The 16,052-nt window shown below is 53.7% G+C and carries 14 protein-coding genes; 5 read left to right on the top strand and 9 right to left on the bottom strand.

Going from position 1 to position 16,052, the window contains the following annotated elements:
• Positions 1–163: 163 nt before the first annotated feature.
• The 8 genes from gdhA to malK form a co-directional block, all read right to left on the bottom strand.
• A complete protein-coding gene (gene gdhA / locus D5398_RS15675) occupies positions 164–1,507 on the bottom strand; it encodes an NADP-specific glutamate dehydrogenase (protein ID WP_120508473.1) in 1,344 nt (447 codons plus the stop codon).
• 114 nt (positions 1,508–1,621) lie between these two features.
• Entirely contained in the window at positions 1,622–2,107 is a 486-nt protein-coding gene (locus tag D5398_RS15680; RefSeq protein ID WP_120508474.1) for a methylated-DNA--[protein]-cysteine S-methyltransferase, read from the bottom strand.
• Positions 2,108–2,170: 63 nt separating this feature from the next.
• Positions 2,171–2,869 carry an acid phosphatase gene (locus D5398_RS15685; RefSeq protein WP_120508475.1) on the bottom strand — a complete coding sequence of 233 codons (699 nt, stop codon included), beginning with the start codon at positions 2,867–2,869 and terminating at the stop codon, positions 2,171–2,173.
• 70 nt (positions 2,870–2,939) lie between these two features.
• Positions 2,940–3,377 carry a DUF2000 domain-containing protein gene (locus tag D5398_RS15690; protein WP_120508476.1) on the bottom strand — a complete coding sequence of 146 codons (438 nt, stop codon included), beginning with the start codon at positions 3,375–3,377 and terminating at the stop codon, positions 2,940–2,942.
• Between the two features lie 51 nt (positions 3,378–3,428).
• Complete coding sequence (locus D5398_RS15695; protein WP_120508477.1) at positions 3,429–4,268, bottom strand: AraC family transcriptional regulator; 840 nt, start codon at positions 4,266–4,268, stop codon at positions 3,429–3,431.
• Positions 4,269–4,371: 103 nt separating this feature from the next.
• Positions 4,372–5,268 carry a maltose operon protein MalM gene (gene malM, locus D5398_RS15700; protein ID WP_120508478.1) on the bottom strand — a complete coding sequence of 299 codons (897 nt, stop codon included), beginning with the start codon at positions 5,266–5,268 and terminating at the stop codon, positions 4,372–4,374.
• Positions 5,269–5,499: 231 nt separating this feature from the next.
• Positions 5,500–6,798: a maltoporin gene (locus tag D5398_RS15705; protein ID WP_162940769.1), complete on the bottom strand. Its 1,299-nt coding sequence runs from the start codon at positions 6,796–6,798 to the stop codon at positions 5,500–5,502.
• A gap of 26 nt (positions 6,799–6,824) precedes the next feature.
• Positions 6,825–7,934 (bottom strand): maltose/maltodextrin ABC transporter ATP-binding protein MalK, encoded by a 1,110-nt coding sequence (gene malK, locus D5398_RS15710; RefSeq protein ID WP_120508479.1) that lies wholly within the window; start codon positions 7,932–7,934, stop codon positions 6,825–6,827.
• Between the two features lie 378 nt (positions 7,935–8,312).
• On the opposite strand from malK, the gene malE reads away from it, so the two are divergent.
• The 5 genes from malE to D5398_RS15735 all read left to right on the top strand — a co-directional run bounded on the left by malE (position 8,313) and on the right by D5398_RS15735 (position 13,890).
• Positions 8,313–9,512 (top strand): maltose/maltodextrin ABC transporter substrate-binding protein MalE, encoded by a 1,200-nt coding sequence (malE, locus tag D5398_RS15715; RefSeq protein WP_120508480.1) that lies wholly within the window; start codon positions 8,313–8,315, stop codon positions 9,510–9,512.
• A 71-nt stretch (positions 9,513–9,583) separates the two neighbouring features.
• Complete coding sequence (gene malF / locus D5398_RS15720; RefSeq protein ID WP_120508481.1) at positions 9,584–11,143, top strand: maltose ABC transporter permease MalF; 1,560 nt, start codon at positions 9,584–9,586, stop codon at positions 11,141–11,143.
• 13 nt (positions 11,144–11,156) lie between these two features.
• A complete protein-coding gene (gene malG / locus D5398_RS15725; RefSeq protein ID WP_120508482.1) occupies positions 11,157–12,047 on the top strand; it encodes a maltose ABC transporter permease MalG in 891 nt (296 codons plus the stop codon).
• Positions 12,048–12,296: 249 nt separating this feature from the next.
• Positions 12,297–12,635 (top strand): helix-turn-helix transcriptional regulator, encoded by a 339-nt coding sequence (locus tag D5398_RS15730; protein WP_120508483.1) that lies wholly within the window; start codon positions 12,297–12,299, stop codon positions 12,633–12,635.
• The gene (locus tag D5398_RS15735) at positions 12,625–13,890 is read left to right on the top strand and encodes a type II toxin-antitoxin system HipA family toxin (RefSeq protein WP_120508484.1); all 1,266 of its coding nucleotides are present in this window, start codon (positions 12,625–12,627) and stop codon (positions 13,888–13,890) included. Before D5398_RS15730 ends, D5398_RS15735 begins: the two co-directional genes overlap by 11 nt.
• A 67-nt stretch (positions 13,891–13,957) precedes the next feature.
• On the opposite strand, the gene malQ is transcribed toward D5398_RS15735, so the two are convergent.
• Entirely contained in the window at positions 13,958–16,045 is a 2,088-nt protein-coding gene (gene malQ / locus D5398_RS15740) for a 4-alpha-glucanotransferase (RefSeq protein ID WP_120508485.1), read from the bottom strand.
• Positions 16,046–16,052 lie beyond the last annotated feature (7 nt).

Raw genomic sequence — 16,052 nt, forward strand, 5'->3', positions numbered from 1 at the left:
AGTTAATCTATGATTTACACATTTCTCATAATCGCTTGGTCGCTGGTTCAAGTCCAGCAAGGGCCACCAAATTTTAGTTTCAGATACAAACGATTAAGCCACTTCGAAAGAAGTGGCTTTTTTGTTGGTAAAGCCAGAATGGCGATAAAGTGACGCCTCGGGTTTACAGCACGCCCTGCGCCAGCATGGCATCGGCGACTTTCACGAAGCCGGCGATATTTGCACCACGCACATACTGCGTCTGCTGGCTTTCGCCGCCGTACTCCACGCACGACTGGTGAATATCCAGCATGATGTGGCGCAAACGTGAATCCACTTCTTCTGCTTTCCAGCTCAGACGTGCGGCATTCTGCGCCATCTCCAGCCCGGATGTCGCCACGCCACCCGCATTCGCCGCTTTGCCCGGTGCGAACAGCACGCCCGCGTCGGTGAACAAATCGGTCGCTTCAATCGTGGTTGGCATATTCGCGCCCTCGGCGACCGCTTTCACGCCATTGGCAATCAGCACGCGTGCCGCAGCCGCATCCAGTTCATTTTGTGTCGCACAAGGCAGCGCGATGTCTACCGGCACGCTCCACGGCTGCTGGCCTTCAAGATACGTCAGCCCCAGTTTTTGCGCGTAATCCGCCACACGTCCGTCACGGCTGGCTTTAATTTCCGTCAGCAGCGCCAGTTTTTCTGTTGTGAAGCCAGCTTCGTCCACAACGGTACCGTTAGAATCAGATGCAGTGATAACCCGCGCGCCCAGAGACATGGCTTTTTCAATCGCGTATTGCGCCACGTTACCGGAACCGGACACCGCCACACGCATGCCTTCGAAATCCAGACCATGACGTTTGAGCATCGATTCGGTGAAATATATCAGGCCATAACCGGTGGCTTCAGGGCGGATCAGACTGCCGCCAAACGACAGCCCTTTTCCGGTGAAAACGCTGGCGGTATTGTTGGAAAGCTTTTTCATCATGCCCGCCATATACCCGACTTCCCGTCCGCCGACGCCGATATCACCCGCTGGCACATCGGTATCCGGTCCGAGATGACGGTAAAGTTCCAGCATCAATGCCTGACAAAAACGCATGATCTCGCCTTCACTTTTGCCCTTCGGATTGAAATCACTGCCACCCTTTCCGCCGCCCATCGGCAACGTCGTCAGCGCGTTCTTGAAGGTTTGCTCAAATCCGAGGAATTTGAGAATCGACAAATTGACTGACGGATGGAAGCGCATCCCGCCTTTATACGGGCCAATGGCCGAGCTGAACTGCACGCGCCAGCCACGGTTCACCTGCACCTGATTTTTGTCATTCACCCACGCGATGCGAAACTGAATCACACGCTCCGGCTCCACCAGACGTTCAAGTAAAGCGGAACGACGGTATTGCGGATTTTGTTCGAGGAAAGGCCATAGCGTGGTCATAACTTCGCGTACGGCCTGGGAAAACTCGACCTGATGCGGGTCGCGTTGATGCACTGAGGATAAGAATTGTTCGAGGGATTGAATCTGATCCATTGATTTAAAACTCCGTCTGTAAGTGATGTTGTCTTTTTTTATTTACTGCTTATTTTTTGACTATGCATCGACTCACAAGCGGACATCAAGTGATTTATTTATCCGATAAAAACCCTAGGATTTGCGCCCTTCCAGCCTGAGTAACAACGCTTTGTTGTCCAGGCCGCCAGCAAAACCGGTGAGTTTGCCGGAGGAGCCAATCACCCGATGGCAGGGCGCCACAATCGAAATAGGATTGCGGCCATTAGCGGCACCCACGGCGCGCACGGCTTTCGGGCGTCCGATACGACGGGCAATTTCAGCGTAGCTTCTAGTTTCTCCAAAGGGAATTTCCAGTAATGCGGCCCACACTTCTTTCTGAAATTCAGTGCCGGTAAAATCGAGATCCAGCTCAAAACGGGTACGCTTACCAGCAAAATATTCGTTCAGCTGTTGTTCGGCTTTAATCAGGATCGGAAATGCCGGGTCTTCCACCATTTCGCCCAGTTTTACCCGGCCGTCGATTTCGCACTCCCACAAAATCGCCGTCAGTTTGTCGCCTTTTGCCGCCAGCGTGAGCAATCCGACCGGTGATGCCATGCGTTTAAATTTGAATTCCATCAGTCCCTTCCTTTGCGATTTTTACGCCCAATACTTTACCGGAAAGGCAGGAACTGACGAAAATTATTTCAGGCCGAGCTGCGCACGCAATTCTGCTTTTGCTGCGTCGAATTCCGTTTTGAAATCAGGCTGCTCTTCCATTTTCTGCGCAATCAGTGCAGCACCGGTGCGGCTCATCACGGTATCAGAACGGTAATGGAAACCGGCCACCAGTCGGTTTTCAGCGTAACCGGCGGCACGGGTGAACAGCTCGTTGCGTTTTTCCGGCACCATTTCACCGAGGACGGTCGCCATCAGATAGCCGATGGTGGAATGACCGGAAGGCCATGAACCGGATTTCGATTTTTTCAGCAGCGGATGAATTTGTTCATCCAGCATATAAGGACGCGGGCGGTTAAAGGCTTTCTTGGCGTGATCGTCCACCACGTCTTCTGTCGCCACAATCCGCTCGAACAGTGCTGCGGTTTTTGGCAGTTTTGCGGCATCAAAATCCGCGCCCATTACATCGGCAAAACGCCATACGTTTTCTTGTGCATCGGCAATCGCTGCTTTTTCCTGCTCTGGTGTACGGGTCGCCTGAATTTCCAGTAATTCTTTGAGTTCAGCTTTGGTCTGAGCAGAATCATCCGCCGGCGGCGCAGGCAGGTATTTGGTCAGATCCAGTTCCTGACTGCTAATAAACGGTTTGGCTTCATCCGCAGCCTGTACAGCAAAGGTGGAACCCAGAGTGAAAAGCAGCAGAGCGACGAGGGACTTACGCACAGTGAAACTCCTGATATTAGTTTGAATATCAGGAGAATAGAGAAGAAATGTGACGGTTAAATGACAGGTATCAGCCCAGCAGCCCCAGTTTTCCGGTCAGCTTGCGAACCACTTTCTTATTTCCTGCCAGCGCGATCCCCAGCAGTTGCAGGCTATCTGTCGGCACCACTGAAACCGCTTCACGAAACGCCGCATAGTCGGTGGTTTGCTGCCCTTCGACCGGGAAAATAATGCCGTCCATGTCGTCGTCATTGAGCAGATGCTGATGCAGTTGCGTCAGTTGTTCACTGTCGGCCACTAACACGCTGATGCCAATCGGGATAAGCCCCGGATGCTCGCGGTTATCGGCGTCAATCAGCGGCGCGCCCACCAGCGCCGGATGGCGTTGTCCGAGCGTCAGCGCCAGAACCGCGGCAGCATTAGCGGCGTGTCCGGCGGCAAGTTGCTGGTTGATGATAATTACGCAGCGTTCAGGCGGCGAAGATAAAATAGTGGCAGGCGTATTCATTATTACAGGCTCCGGTTCAGTTAAAATCAGAGCTTAACCCGTCACTTTTTCTCAATCTGGAAGATTTGTGCACAGCCGCCGGTAATGTGCCGGCGTGAGCTGGTAAGCGCGTCGGAACCAGCGCCCGAGATGACTCTGATCGGCAAATCCTAAATCTGCCGCCACAGCTGCCGGCGTGCGTCCGAGCGCCAGCCCTTCCCGCGCACGGGTCAGTTTCAGCTGAATAAGATACGCGTGGGGCGGCAATCCAAATTCGGCTTTAAACGCCCGGCTGATCACAAAACGGCTCTCGCCGGTCGCCGCTGCCAGCTGCTCAAGTCCGATATCTTCATGCAGATGGGCGTGCAGGTATTCCCGCGCCTGGAGCGCCACGCGCGACCATGGCGTAAACTTCTCATGCTGTGGCGGTTGCCAGGTGAGATGTCCGCCCAGCGCGCTGAGTAATCCGTCGAGCGCGGTCTGGCGTACGATACGCAGCTCTTTGCCATGCAGTGCCAGAAAGGCCAGCGACGTCGCCTGCGCCAGCTGCGGATCCTGCGCTAAGGTATTTTCGAAACTCGGATCACCGGCACATGAAAGGGAATCGCGCCGCGCCGCCAGTTCGCGACTCAGCCAGTGCGGATCGAGATACAACATCTGATAAGTAAAGCCGCCCGGCTGTACTGCATCGCCGTCGTGGATTTCGCCCGGCTCCAGCATGAAAATTTTGCCCGGCAGGCTCTGATGTTTCTGACGACGGCAGCTGAACTGCTGCAAACCGGATTGGGTGATGCCGACTAAATAGCTGTCGTGCCAGTGAGGATCGTACGCATGGCCTTCAAAATGCGCGTGGATCGTCTCGATCCCGCTGTCTTTATCTTTCGATAAATCGACCCAGTTTGCAGACGCCATAAATCCCCCGCTGAATGAATTAACAACAGGGTAACAAATAGAAAGGGGAAAGAGAAAGGGAGAGGTTTAGCTCCTCCACTTTGCAGGGGAGGAGCTAAAGAACTTAGTGCTTCACGCTTTCAATAAAGGTCTTACGGGCAGTTTTCGAGCCCAGACGTTCGGCTTCATCCAGCAGTTTCAGAGCCTTATCCACGTCCCCTGCTTTCACCGCTTTCTTGATCGCGTCGTTGAAATAGGTTTCGGAATCGCTGAGCATTGGCTCAGACGGTTTTGCCGGAGCTGCCGCAGGCGCTGTTGCCTGGGTGCTGCCGACAACCACTGGCGCAGCCGCTGCCGGTGCGGATGACGGGAAGATTTGACCAATCATCACGTTTCCGGTTTTCTGCTCAGCAGTCACTTTCAGGCTCAGCGTGCCGGTTGGGGTGTGACGGGCAATCGGATCCGGGATATCCGGCACCGCATTACCCACGCCAGCCGCAAAGGCTTTAGCCGGATTCACCATCTGCGTGGTCTCTGAAAGATCCTGACGGGTGGTGTAAACCAGCAAATAAATTTGTTTCTGACCCAGTGCCGGTGTCAGTTTCAGCGTGCCTTCCAGACGGTCGCTGGAGACGATGCCCGGTTTCTGATACGGGAAATAGCTGGAAGGATAAAAGGCTGCCGGACGCATCTGCTCATCCAGCACCAGAACATTTGGCGCATACACGGTTTTACCGGTCGCGATACTGGTCAGCGTAATTTCAAGTGAACCACGGTCGGCTGGCAACGCGAATGCCCCGACGGCACCCTGAATTTGCCCCTGATTAATCTGTGCGCTGGAAGTCCCGAGCGTCACATCCTGCGTCACTGGCGGAACCAGCGGCGTCCATGAAAGGTTGCGTAAGGTCTGGCTGGAAATCGCCGGAGCGGTATTCGCATCATTCTGCGCCGCATTCACGACCGCAGGTGCAGCAGCCAGCAGGCTCAGCGACAGACACAGTGACAGCAGATTCTTTTTCATTATTGTTTCCTTTGAAATCACCATGAAGGCTGGCGGCTACCGTTGGCATTCCGCCAGCCAGCACATCTTCTTTACTGCGATTTTTTTAAAGCTTACATTGCCATTTTTCCAAACTCTTTCGGGTTGCCGGAAGGCGGCAAGCGTCCAAGTCCCCGGGAGCGTAGACCACTACGTGACCGGGGCGAGGACGCGCAGCCAACGCATCGGCAGCGCGAAGGAGGAAGGAAAAATTTACCACCAGATTTCCATCTGGGCACCGAATGTAACCTCATCGTCATTACCACGGCTGAAGGTACGGGTGCTGGTGTCGTTCATTGCTAAGCCATTATTTGCGCCGCTGTCAGTGTCGTAGCCCCATTTTTCATCCCAGTTTGCGTAGGTTGCAAACACACGGATGGCCGGACGTGACCAGATGCTGTCGCCAGCCTGCCATTGTTGCGCCAGGGTGACTTTGTACTGACCGTTTTTGTCGCCGGTGCGCTGGGATTTCACGTTGTCGTAACCGACTTCCAGCAAGGTGCTCATGATCGGGGTCCATTTATACATCGGACGCACACCTACTGTGTACCAGGTTGTCCCGTTATTGTTATCACGGTCAACATCCTGATACATCGCCACATACATCAGGCTCCAGGTATCGTTGAAGTCGATGGCACCGTGGTCGAGAACGCGGATCATGCTGCCGTTGTTGTCGATGGCTGCACCGTTAGAGTGGCCGTTCGCTGCGCCCTGGCCCGGATCGGTCATGGAGTCAGATGCGTATTGCAGTACGAATTTGTTGTATCCGTTGTAGATGCTTTGCGTATGTTCCGCAGTAACCAGGAAACCATCTTTGGTCGCATTGTCTGCGAAGGAATAACCGTCACGCGCATTGGCACGACCGTAATCCACACCTAACTCCAGCACACCGCCTGGGTTAGTTTGCAGGCCTGCTAAACGAACGTCGAACACGTCGTTGGACGTCGGCACTTCGTTACGCTGATCGGCGATATAGCCGTATGAGCCGCCGCTTTCGGTGTTACGGGTCGCTGCCAGAGACAGTTTACCGAAGCCCAGATCCACATCTTCCAGACCCGCACCAGGACCAGAAATATCCCAGTAGTAGAAGTCGATCATGTGAACGTCATGACGTTGGTAGAAACGCTTACCCGCCCAGATGGTGGAGCCCGGCAGCCATTCGATCAGGTTCTTACCCTTCACGTTTGCTTCGCGGAAAGCCGGATCGGTTGACTCCCAGTCGTTCTGTTGTGATACGGAATACGCCACGTTGGTGTCGAAGTAGAAGCTCTTATCCCCTTCTTTCCACACTTCCTGACCGAGTTTTAACTCAGCATAGGTTTCACATTCGTTACCAAGACGGTATTTACTGTCAGCGCCTGTCGCTTTGAAACATTGCTGTTCGCCGCCGCTGCCAGTCCAGCCGATGCCCGAACGGGCATAACCGGTAAAATCAACTGCCATTGCTTGTGTAGAAAGGATTCCGGCAGCCACTGCCAGCGCCAGGGAAGAACTACGCATTGTAATCATCATTTTCTCCTGTAGGGGATCGCGTGCTTTCAAACACCAGATTCGGGATGTAACCGGCGACATGCAGTTCCGTCCTCGCGGAACAGATGGCAACGGTGTGGTGGCAACCCGATGGCGAATGTTGCACCTTCTTCTACCAGCACCACGTCGTTCTGGCGGTACACCAGGTTCTGACGAATTGCCGGAATTTGGATGTGGATCTGTGTTTCGTTACCCAGTTGCTCGACGACCTGCACTTCACCGGAAAGCGTCACTTCAGCGACGTCGCTTGGCAGAAGATGTTCAGGGCGGATACCCAGCGACAGGTTGCTGCCGACTATCACGTCGGTACCTTCGACAGGCAGCCAGACTTGCTGGCGGTTTGGCAACTCGACCTGCACACGTGCAGGTTCTGCACCGGTGACTTTCACCGGCAGGAAATTCATTTTTGGAGAGCCGATAAAACCGGCGACAAAACGGTTGGCAGGATAGTGATACAGCTCGAGCGGCTTACCGACCTGAGCGATATGTCCGGCATCGAGTACCACGATTTTGTCGGCCAGCGTCATCGCTTCGACCTGATCGTGGGTCACGTAAATCATGGTACGTTTCAGGCGCTTATGAAGGCGTGAAATCTCAATACGCATCTGCACTCGCAGCGCGGCATCCAGATTGGAAAGCGGTTCATCAAGCAGGAACACCGTCGGTTCTGCGACCAGCGTACGGCCAATCGCCACGCGCTGACGTTGTCCGCCGGAAAGGGCTTTCGGACGACGGTCAAGCAGGTGCGCCAGCTGCAAGACTTCAGAAACCTGATTCACCCGCTGATTGATTTCGGCTTTCTTTGCTCCGGCCAGCTTCAGGCCAAAAGACATGTTTTCTGCCACCGACAGGTGCGGATAAAGCGCATAAGACTGAAACACCATGCCGATACCGCGGTCTGCGGGCGGCACTTCGTTCATGCGTTTATCGCCAATTTTCAGTTCGCCGGAAGTGATGTCTTCCAGACCGGCAATCATGCGCAGCAGGGTTGATTTGCCGCAGCCGGATGGCCCGACAAAGACCACGAACTCGCCCTCTTCGATTTCCAGATTGATGTCGCTGGAAATCACGGTTTCACCGAAGGCTTTGTACACGCTGTTAAGGGAAACGCTCGCCATCCTGAACTCCTGTACTTGCTGCCAGCGAGAAAACTCAATGCAACGAAGAGTGAAGGAATAGCGGCTAAGCGTAATCATCCGTAACAAAGTTTTTCATGGGGGAGGAGCAGGGAGGATGACGTTTTTGCGCAACCGGATGAAAGTTCACATCAAAAATCAAATTCGTGATCTGAATGGCAAAAAACGACGCATATTTTTGAGTGATGAACCACATAACGCCTGAGAGTGTTGGCGGGATCACATTCTGAGAGGCGGGGGCGTAGAGGGGGGGATGATGAAGCGTTGTCGGGTTGAATCCACACTGGCGTCGTACCCTGTCTTTTCCCGTCTCCGACGACAGAAAACCGACTCCTCACAGGAAATAAAAAGGATTGGATTATGACTCTCAGCATTAAAAAGATTGTTAAACAAACACTGGCACTCTCAGCGCTGGCTACGCTGGTGTTGTCATCTTCCGCATTTGCCAAAATAGAAGAAGGAAAGCTGGTCATCTGGATCAACGGTGACAAAGGCTATAACGGCCTGGCGGAAGTCGGTAAGAAGTTTGAGAAAGACACCGGCATTAAAGTCACGGTAGAACATCCGGACAAGCTGGAAGAAAAATACCCGCAAGTGGCGGCCACCGGCGACGGCCCTGACATTATCTTCTGGGCGCACGACCGTTTTGGCGGTTACGCACAATCGGGCCTGCTGGCTGAAATCAGCCCGGATAAGGCCTTCAAAGACAAACTGTTCCCGTTCACCTGGGACGCAGTGACCTACAACGGCAAGCTGATTGGCTATCCGGTCGCGGTCGAAGCACTGTCACTGATTTATAACAAAGACATCATTAAAGAAGCGCCAAAAACCTGGGAAGAAATCCCGGCGCTGGATAAAGAGCTGCGCGCCAAAGGCAAGAGCGCCATCATGTGGAACTTGCAGGAACCGTACTTCACCTGGCCAATCATCGCTGCTGACGGCGGTTATGCCTTCAAATATGAAAACGGCAAATACAACATCAAAGACACCGGCGTGAATAACGCGGGTTCTCAGGCTGGTCTGCAATTCATCATCGATCTGGTGAAAAACAAACACATCAACGCTGATACCGATTATTCCATCGCCGAAGCTGCGTTCAACAAAGGCCAGACCGCGATGACCATCGACGGCCCGTGGGCATGGTCCAACCTCGATAAGAGCAAAATCAACTACGGCGTGACCTTACTGCCAAGCTTCCACGGCAAGCCGTCTAAACCGTTCGTCGGCGTGCTGACTGCCGGTATCAACGCCGCCAGCCCGAACAAAGAACTGGCGAAAGAGTTCCTGGAAAACTATCTGATCACCGACGAAGGTCTGGCAGTGGTCAACAAAGATAAACCGCTGGGTGCTGTGGCGCTGAAAACGTATCAGGAACAACTGGAAAAAGACCCGCGCATCGCCGCTACCATGGCTAACTCCAAAAACGGCGAAATCATGCCTAATATCCCGCAGATGAGCGCCTTCTGGTACGCAGAACGCAGTGCCATCATCAACGCGGTGAATGGCCGTCAGACTGTTCCGCAAGCACTGAAAGACGTAGAAACACGCATTACCAAGTAATGCCGAAGCATTAGCTCAATGAACGGTGCGGGACTCACAGGTTCCGCACCGCCACCACAAGGATTGTCCTTATGCCAAGAGCCAAAAAACGGCCGTTCAGCAATGCGTTCAAATGGCTGATCATCGCCCTGCTCGCCTGCTTTACCGGTTATCTGATCGTGCTGATGTATGCGCAGGGCGAATACCTTTTTGCCGTTCTGACCCTGATCCTCTCCGGCGTCGGGTTATACATTTATGGCAACCGCCGTGCCTATTCATGGCGTTATGTCTATCCTGGCCTCGCCGGAATGTCGTTATTTGTGCTGTTCCCGCTGGTCTGCACCATCGCGATTGCCTTCACGAATTACAGCAGCACTAACCAGCTGACGTTTGAACGCGCGCAGTCAGTGCTGATGGACCGTCAGTTCCAGGGCGGAAAGGCGCTGAATTTCGCACTATTCCCTGCGGGTAAAGAGTCGGCCGGGGACAAATGGCAGCTGGCTCTGAGTTCTGCGGATAACAGCGAGACGCTGGTTTCTGCGCCTTTTGCTTTCAATGCCTCCGCGCCGCAAACGCTGGATATGCTCCCGCAGACCGCTCCTTCCGCTGAAAAAGCCGGATTACGCGTGGTGACACAAAACCGCGCGGCGCTGGGTCAGATCTCCGCAAAATTACCCGACGGTGAAATACTGCGCATGAGTTCTCTGCGCCAGTTCTCCGGCACCCAGCCGCTGTACAAACTGGGCGACGATGAAAAGCAGCTGACTAACGTAGAAACCGGCACAATCTATCGCCCGAACACGGATACCGGCTTCTACCAGGCGGTCAACGCACAGGGTGAATGGCAAGCCGAACAGCTCAGTCCCGGTTTTACCGTTGGTATCGGCTGGGGAAATTTCCTGCGGGTACTGCATGACGAAGGGATCCAGAAACCCTTCCTGTCGATTTTCGTCTGGACTGTTATTTTTGCCCTGCTGACCGTCATCCTGACCGTTGCCGTCGGCATGGTGCTGGCCTGTGTGGTGCAGTGGGAAGAACTGAAAGGCAAAGCGGCTTACCGCATCCTGCTTATCCTGCCCTACGCGGTTCCGGCCTTTATTTCGATACTGATCTTCAAAGGGTTATTCAACCAGAGCTTTGGTGAAATCAACCTGATGCTCAGCGCGTTGTTTGGCATCAAACCGGCGTGGTTTAGTGATCCGTGGACCGCTAAAAGCATGATCATTATCGTCAACACCTGGCTCGGTTATCCGTACATGATGATCCTGTGTATGGGACTGCTGAAAGCCATTCCGGATGACCTTTATGAGGCGTCGGCAATGGACGGCGCTACGCCGATGCAAAACTTCTTTCGCATCACGCTGCCGCTTTTGGTCAAGCCGCTGACGCCGCTGATGATCGCCAGTTTTGCCTTTAACTTTAATAACTTCGTGCTGATCCAGCTGCTGACCAACGGCGGACCGGACATGTTAGGCACCACAACGCCAGCCGGTCACACCGATTTACTGGTCAGCTACACCTACCGTATTGCCTTCGAAGGCGGCGGCGGACAGGACTTCGGTCTGGCGGCGGCGATTGCCACGCTGATCTTCCTGCTGGTCGGCGCGCTGGCTATCGTGAACCTGAAAGCTTCACGCATGAAATTCGACTGAGGAGAAACAGAAAATGCCCATGGTTAAACCTAAGTCGCAGAAACTCAGATTGCTGGTGACGCATCTGTTGCTGCTGTGCTTTCTGGCACTGATCCTGTTCCCGCTGCTGATGGTATTCGCCATCTCGCTGCGTCCGGGTAACTTCGCCACCGGCAGCCTGATCCCAGATCAGGTCTCGTGGGATCACTGGAAACTGGCGCTTGGCATTGCTGTCACCAACAGCGACGGCAGTATCACGCCGCCGCCGTTCCCGGTGATGTTGTGGTTGTGGAACTCGATCAAGATCGCCGGGATCACCGCTGTCGGGATCGTCGCGCTATCCACCACCTGCGCCTACGCCTTTGCCCGCATGAAATTCCGCGGTAAAAGCTCACTGCTCAAAGGGATGTTGATCTTTCAGATGTTCCCGGCCGTCCTTTCGCTGGTAGCGTTGTACGCCCTGTTCGACCGCCTCGGCATGTACGTGCCGTTCCTCGGGCTGAACACTCACGGCGGCGTAATATTTGCTTATATGGGCGGCATCGCGCTGCACGTCTGGACGATCAAAGGCTATTTCGAAACTATCGACGGTTCGCTGGAAGAAGCCGCCGCACTGGATGGTGCCACCCCGTGGCAGGCATTCCGTCTGGTGCTTCTGCCGCTGTCGGTGCCGATTCTGGCGGTGGTATTTATTCTGTCGTTCATCGCGGCCATCACCGAAGTGCCGGTGGCGTCGTTACTGCTGCGTGATGTGAACAGCTATACCCTGGCTGTCGGGATGCAGCAATATCTCAACCCGCAAAACTATCTGTGGGGCGATTTCGCGGCAGCAGCAATATTGTCCGCCATCCCGATCACAGCGGTGTTCCTGATTGCCCAACGCTGGCTGGTCGGCGGCTTAACGGCAGGCGGTGTGAAAGGTTAAATGTAAGGCTAATGCGCTTTGTAGTACTTGATCAATTCCCTGTGTCTTGGGCGGCTGAATAAGCCGCCTTTTTTTATGTAATGGGAAACATACAGGTGACAAGTAATGCTCTTTATATGAATCATAATAGGATATTATGATTCATATAAAGAGCATTAGAATTGACAATCCTAAGTCACAGGCCTAGCATTTCACTGGATGAAATGTAGTCAAATTTTCGACGAATTTCATAATGAGCATAGACATACCATGACGAACCCAAGAGTGCGTACCTATTCCCGATACACCCGTGAAGCAGCTTCACTGTTCAGCGGATTAATTCGAACTGCACGTCTGGAGAATAAACTGACCGTTCAGGAAGTGGCAGAACGCGCCGGCGTTTCCAGAGGGTTAGTGCAGCGCATTGAGAAAGGTGATCTCAAATGTGAAATAGGGGCAGTCTTTGAAGTAGCCGTTATTGTCGGTGTCAGATTATTCGATGCGGACGAAAATTCAGTTTCACGCCATCTCAGACAAACTGAAGACAGACTGGCGCTCATGCCAAAATCGGTTCGTAAAGCACATAAGGAAATAGACGATGACTTCTAAGAGTAAGGACACTGAGGCTTTTGTCTGGATTTGGCTTCCGGGTGAAACACACCCCATTGTTGCGGGGAAAATGGTATCTGACGGCAAAGATATCGAATTTAATTACGGTAAAAGCTATCTCGAACGTCGCAATGACAAGCGGGCTGCCATTCCAATTTACGAACCTGAATTGCCTTTAAAAGCAGGACGATTACCCGTACCCAAAGGGCTAAATTTCTATGGATGCCTGCGCGATGCAGCACCTGACGCCTGGGGGCGTCGGGTAATCATTAACAGAAAGCTGGGGCAAAAAGGCGCATCTACAGATACCGCAATATTAGATGAACTCACGTATTTACTGGAATCTGGCTCTGACCGCATCGGCGCTCTGGATTTCCAGCGATCAGCGACGGAATACGTTTCACGTTCAGCCAGTAATGTCAGTCTGGAAGAACTGCTTCAATCGGCAGAACGTGTCGAAAAAGGGATTTCGCTCACTCCTGAACTGGATCAGGCACTTTTTCATGGCAGCTCTATCGGTGGCGCACGACCTAAGGCATTGATAGAGGATCAGGGTTGTAAATATGTGGCAAAATTCTCCTCAACTACCGATCTCTACAGCGTGGTAAAAGCGGAATTTATCGCTATGCGACTTGCGTCCCTCGCCGGGCTCAACGTCGCAAAAGTCAAAATGGCCCGTGCCGCGAATAAAGACGTATTGCTTATTCAACGCTTTGACAGGCTGAAAAAAGAACACGGCTGGTCCAGGAAATGCATGGTATCTGCCCTGACTTTATTTGGTCTTGATGACATGATGGCGCGCTATGCCAGCTACGAAGAATTTGCAGAGATCATCCGGCATCGTTTCTCTGAACCCAAAAACAGCACTAAAGAATTATTTTCTCGACTGGTTTTTAACATCCTTTGTGGCAATACCGACGATCATGCCCGGAACCATGCGGCATTCTGGGATGGAAAAATGTTAAGCCTGACACCGGCTTACGATATTTGTCCGCAAGGAAGAGCCGATAACGAAGCCTCTCAGGCCATGTTGATTTCAGGAGGTAATAATCTCAGTCGCCTCAAAACCTGCCTGAGTGTCGCTCATTCTTTCTTACTGTCGCAAAACGAAGCTCGGGAAATTTTTGAGCATCAGATCAATGTGATAGAGGATAACTGGACCTCAGTATGCGATGAGGCTCAGCTTAACGAAGTTGACCGCAATCTTCTTTGGGGAAGACAGTTTCTGAATCCGTTCTCACTTGAACAGGAATAATGCAGCGTTTTGAACAAAGGGAGCACTCCCTGAGGCAGCACTCCCTTTTTCACATCCAATCTCAACCTCAGCTCACCGACACTTTCCGGCGGCGTTTATCGAGGTCTTTAATCAACTTGTTCACCTGCTCATCGGCGAACATCTCTTCGAGAGATGTGGACAATTTACGGCGCCAGTTTGGATATTCATCGCTGGTGCCGGGCACGTTGACCGGTGCGTCCATGTCGAGCCAGTCTTCGGGTTGCAAGCCGAGTAAGGCGCAGGCGCTGTCAGCAACATAGCGTTGCAGCCCGCGGTTGAGCACCGGCGTCATCTCCATCAGTGCCGCTTTGCGTCCGGTTTTCTTTGGGATGCAGTCGTAATGATGCAGGCCGTCGAGCAGCCCCTGGCGCGCACGGGCGCGGTCGGCGTAAAGCTCCTGAAGCACTTCTTCATCACGATACAATCCCAGCGATTTACCCAGCGCCAGATCGTCACTTTGCCAGTAGCCGCGCAGCGTCGGCAGATCATGCGTAGTGATGGTCGCCATCGCCTGAACCGGATACGACTGCGGCGCGCGGAAGTTGTTTTCCTCATCACGCTCGAAATACAGCACTTTGTAGGAGTACACGCCGCCTTCACGCAGCTTACTGACAATCTCGACCGGCACGGTCCCCAGATCCTCACCAATCACCATGCAACGGTGACGCTGACTTTCCAGCGCTAAAATGGCAAGAAGATCGTCCACCGGATATTGCACATACGCACCCTTATCCGCCGTTTCACCCGCAGGGATCCACCACAAACGCAATAACGTCATGACGTGATCAATACGCAACGCGCCACAGCTGGTCATGTTGGATCGCAGCAGATCGATAAACGGCTGATAGCCCCGCTTTACCATCACATGCGGATCCATCGGGCGCAGATCCCAGTTCTGACCGAGCGGTCCGAGGATATCAGGCGGTGCGCCAACCGAGGCTTTCAGGCAGTACAACTCGCCGTCACCCCAGGTTTCCGAGCCACCTTCCACCACACCCACTGCCAGGTCACGGTAAAGACCCATCGGCATGTCGTGTTGCTGGCTGGTGTGATAACACTGTGTGAACTGCGTTTCGGCCAACCATTGCAGCCACAGATAGAACTCCACATCCTGCGCATGTTGCTCGCAGAACGCACGCACTGCCGGGCCACGGGCATCATGATATTGCTCCGGCCAGCGGTTCCAGCCGAGGGCGACATCCGTTTCTTTCGCCAGATGTTCGTATAACGCGTCAAATGCCGCCTGCAAATACAAACTCTCGCCGCCCTGCTTTACGAAGGCTGCCAGCGATTTCACCTGCGGATCCTGCGTTTTACGCTTCAGGAATTGCGTATAAGCCAGCCGTAAACCTTCGAGTTTCAGCGGCATCACTTCGCCGTAATCTACCCAGTCGCTGGCACGAACGGCCTGCAACCGTTGCTGTGTCAGCGGCTGATGCCACCACTGTTGCGCAGCATCGCTCAGTCTGAAATCGTCAACAGCGCTGACGTCGATATAAATTACGTTCAGCCAGCGGCGGGATGACGGACTGTACGGGCTGGCCGCCACCGGATTAGCCGGATACAGCGCGTGGATCGGGTTCAGCCCGACAAACGCACCGCCGCGCCCGGCGACGTTTTTCAGCAACAAACTGAGATCGCCGAAATCGCCGATGCCCCAGTTATTTTCCGAGCGCAGCGTATAAAGTTGCACGCACGCGCCCCACAGCTTTTTACCAGCCAGCAGCGCATCAGGTTCATAACAGCGTTTAGGGGCGACAATCACCCGGCAATCCCACTGCTGCGCATCCTGTGTCAACGTCAGCTGATGATAACCGGCAGGAATTTTGCCCGGCAGCGCCAGCGTCATTTTGCTACTGATGCGCCCGTGCTGCGTCGCACCGCTTTCAAGTCTCAGAGTCCAGGTATATTCGCCTTCACCGCCGACCGGCAATGCCAGACGGCTACCGCTGATGAATACTTTCACCGACGGCACCGGCGTCACAACCGGGTGGCTTTCTGCCACCCAGCCCATTGCCGCTAACAGTTCACGCTTGGTTTGTGGAGCAATCGCCTGCTGCTTACCGTGCGCATTAATAAAACCAGAGGAAATACCCGCCTCCCTGGCGGCCTGCTCCAGTGCTTTGTTCTCCATGCGGGCT

Origin of the sequence: Rahnella bruchi, assembly GCF_003614975.1 — a bacterium.
GTDB lineage: Bacteria > Pseudomonadota > Gammaproteobacteria > Enterobacterales > Enterobacteriaceae > Rahnella > Rahnella bruchi.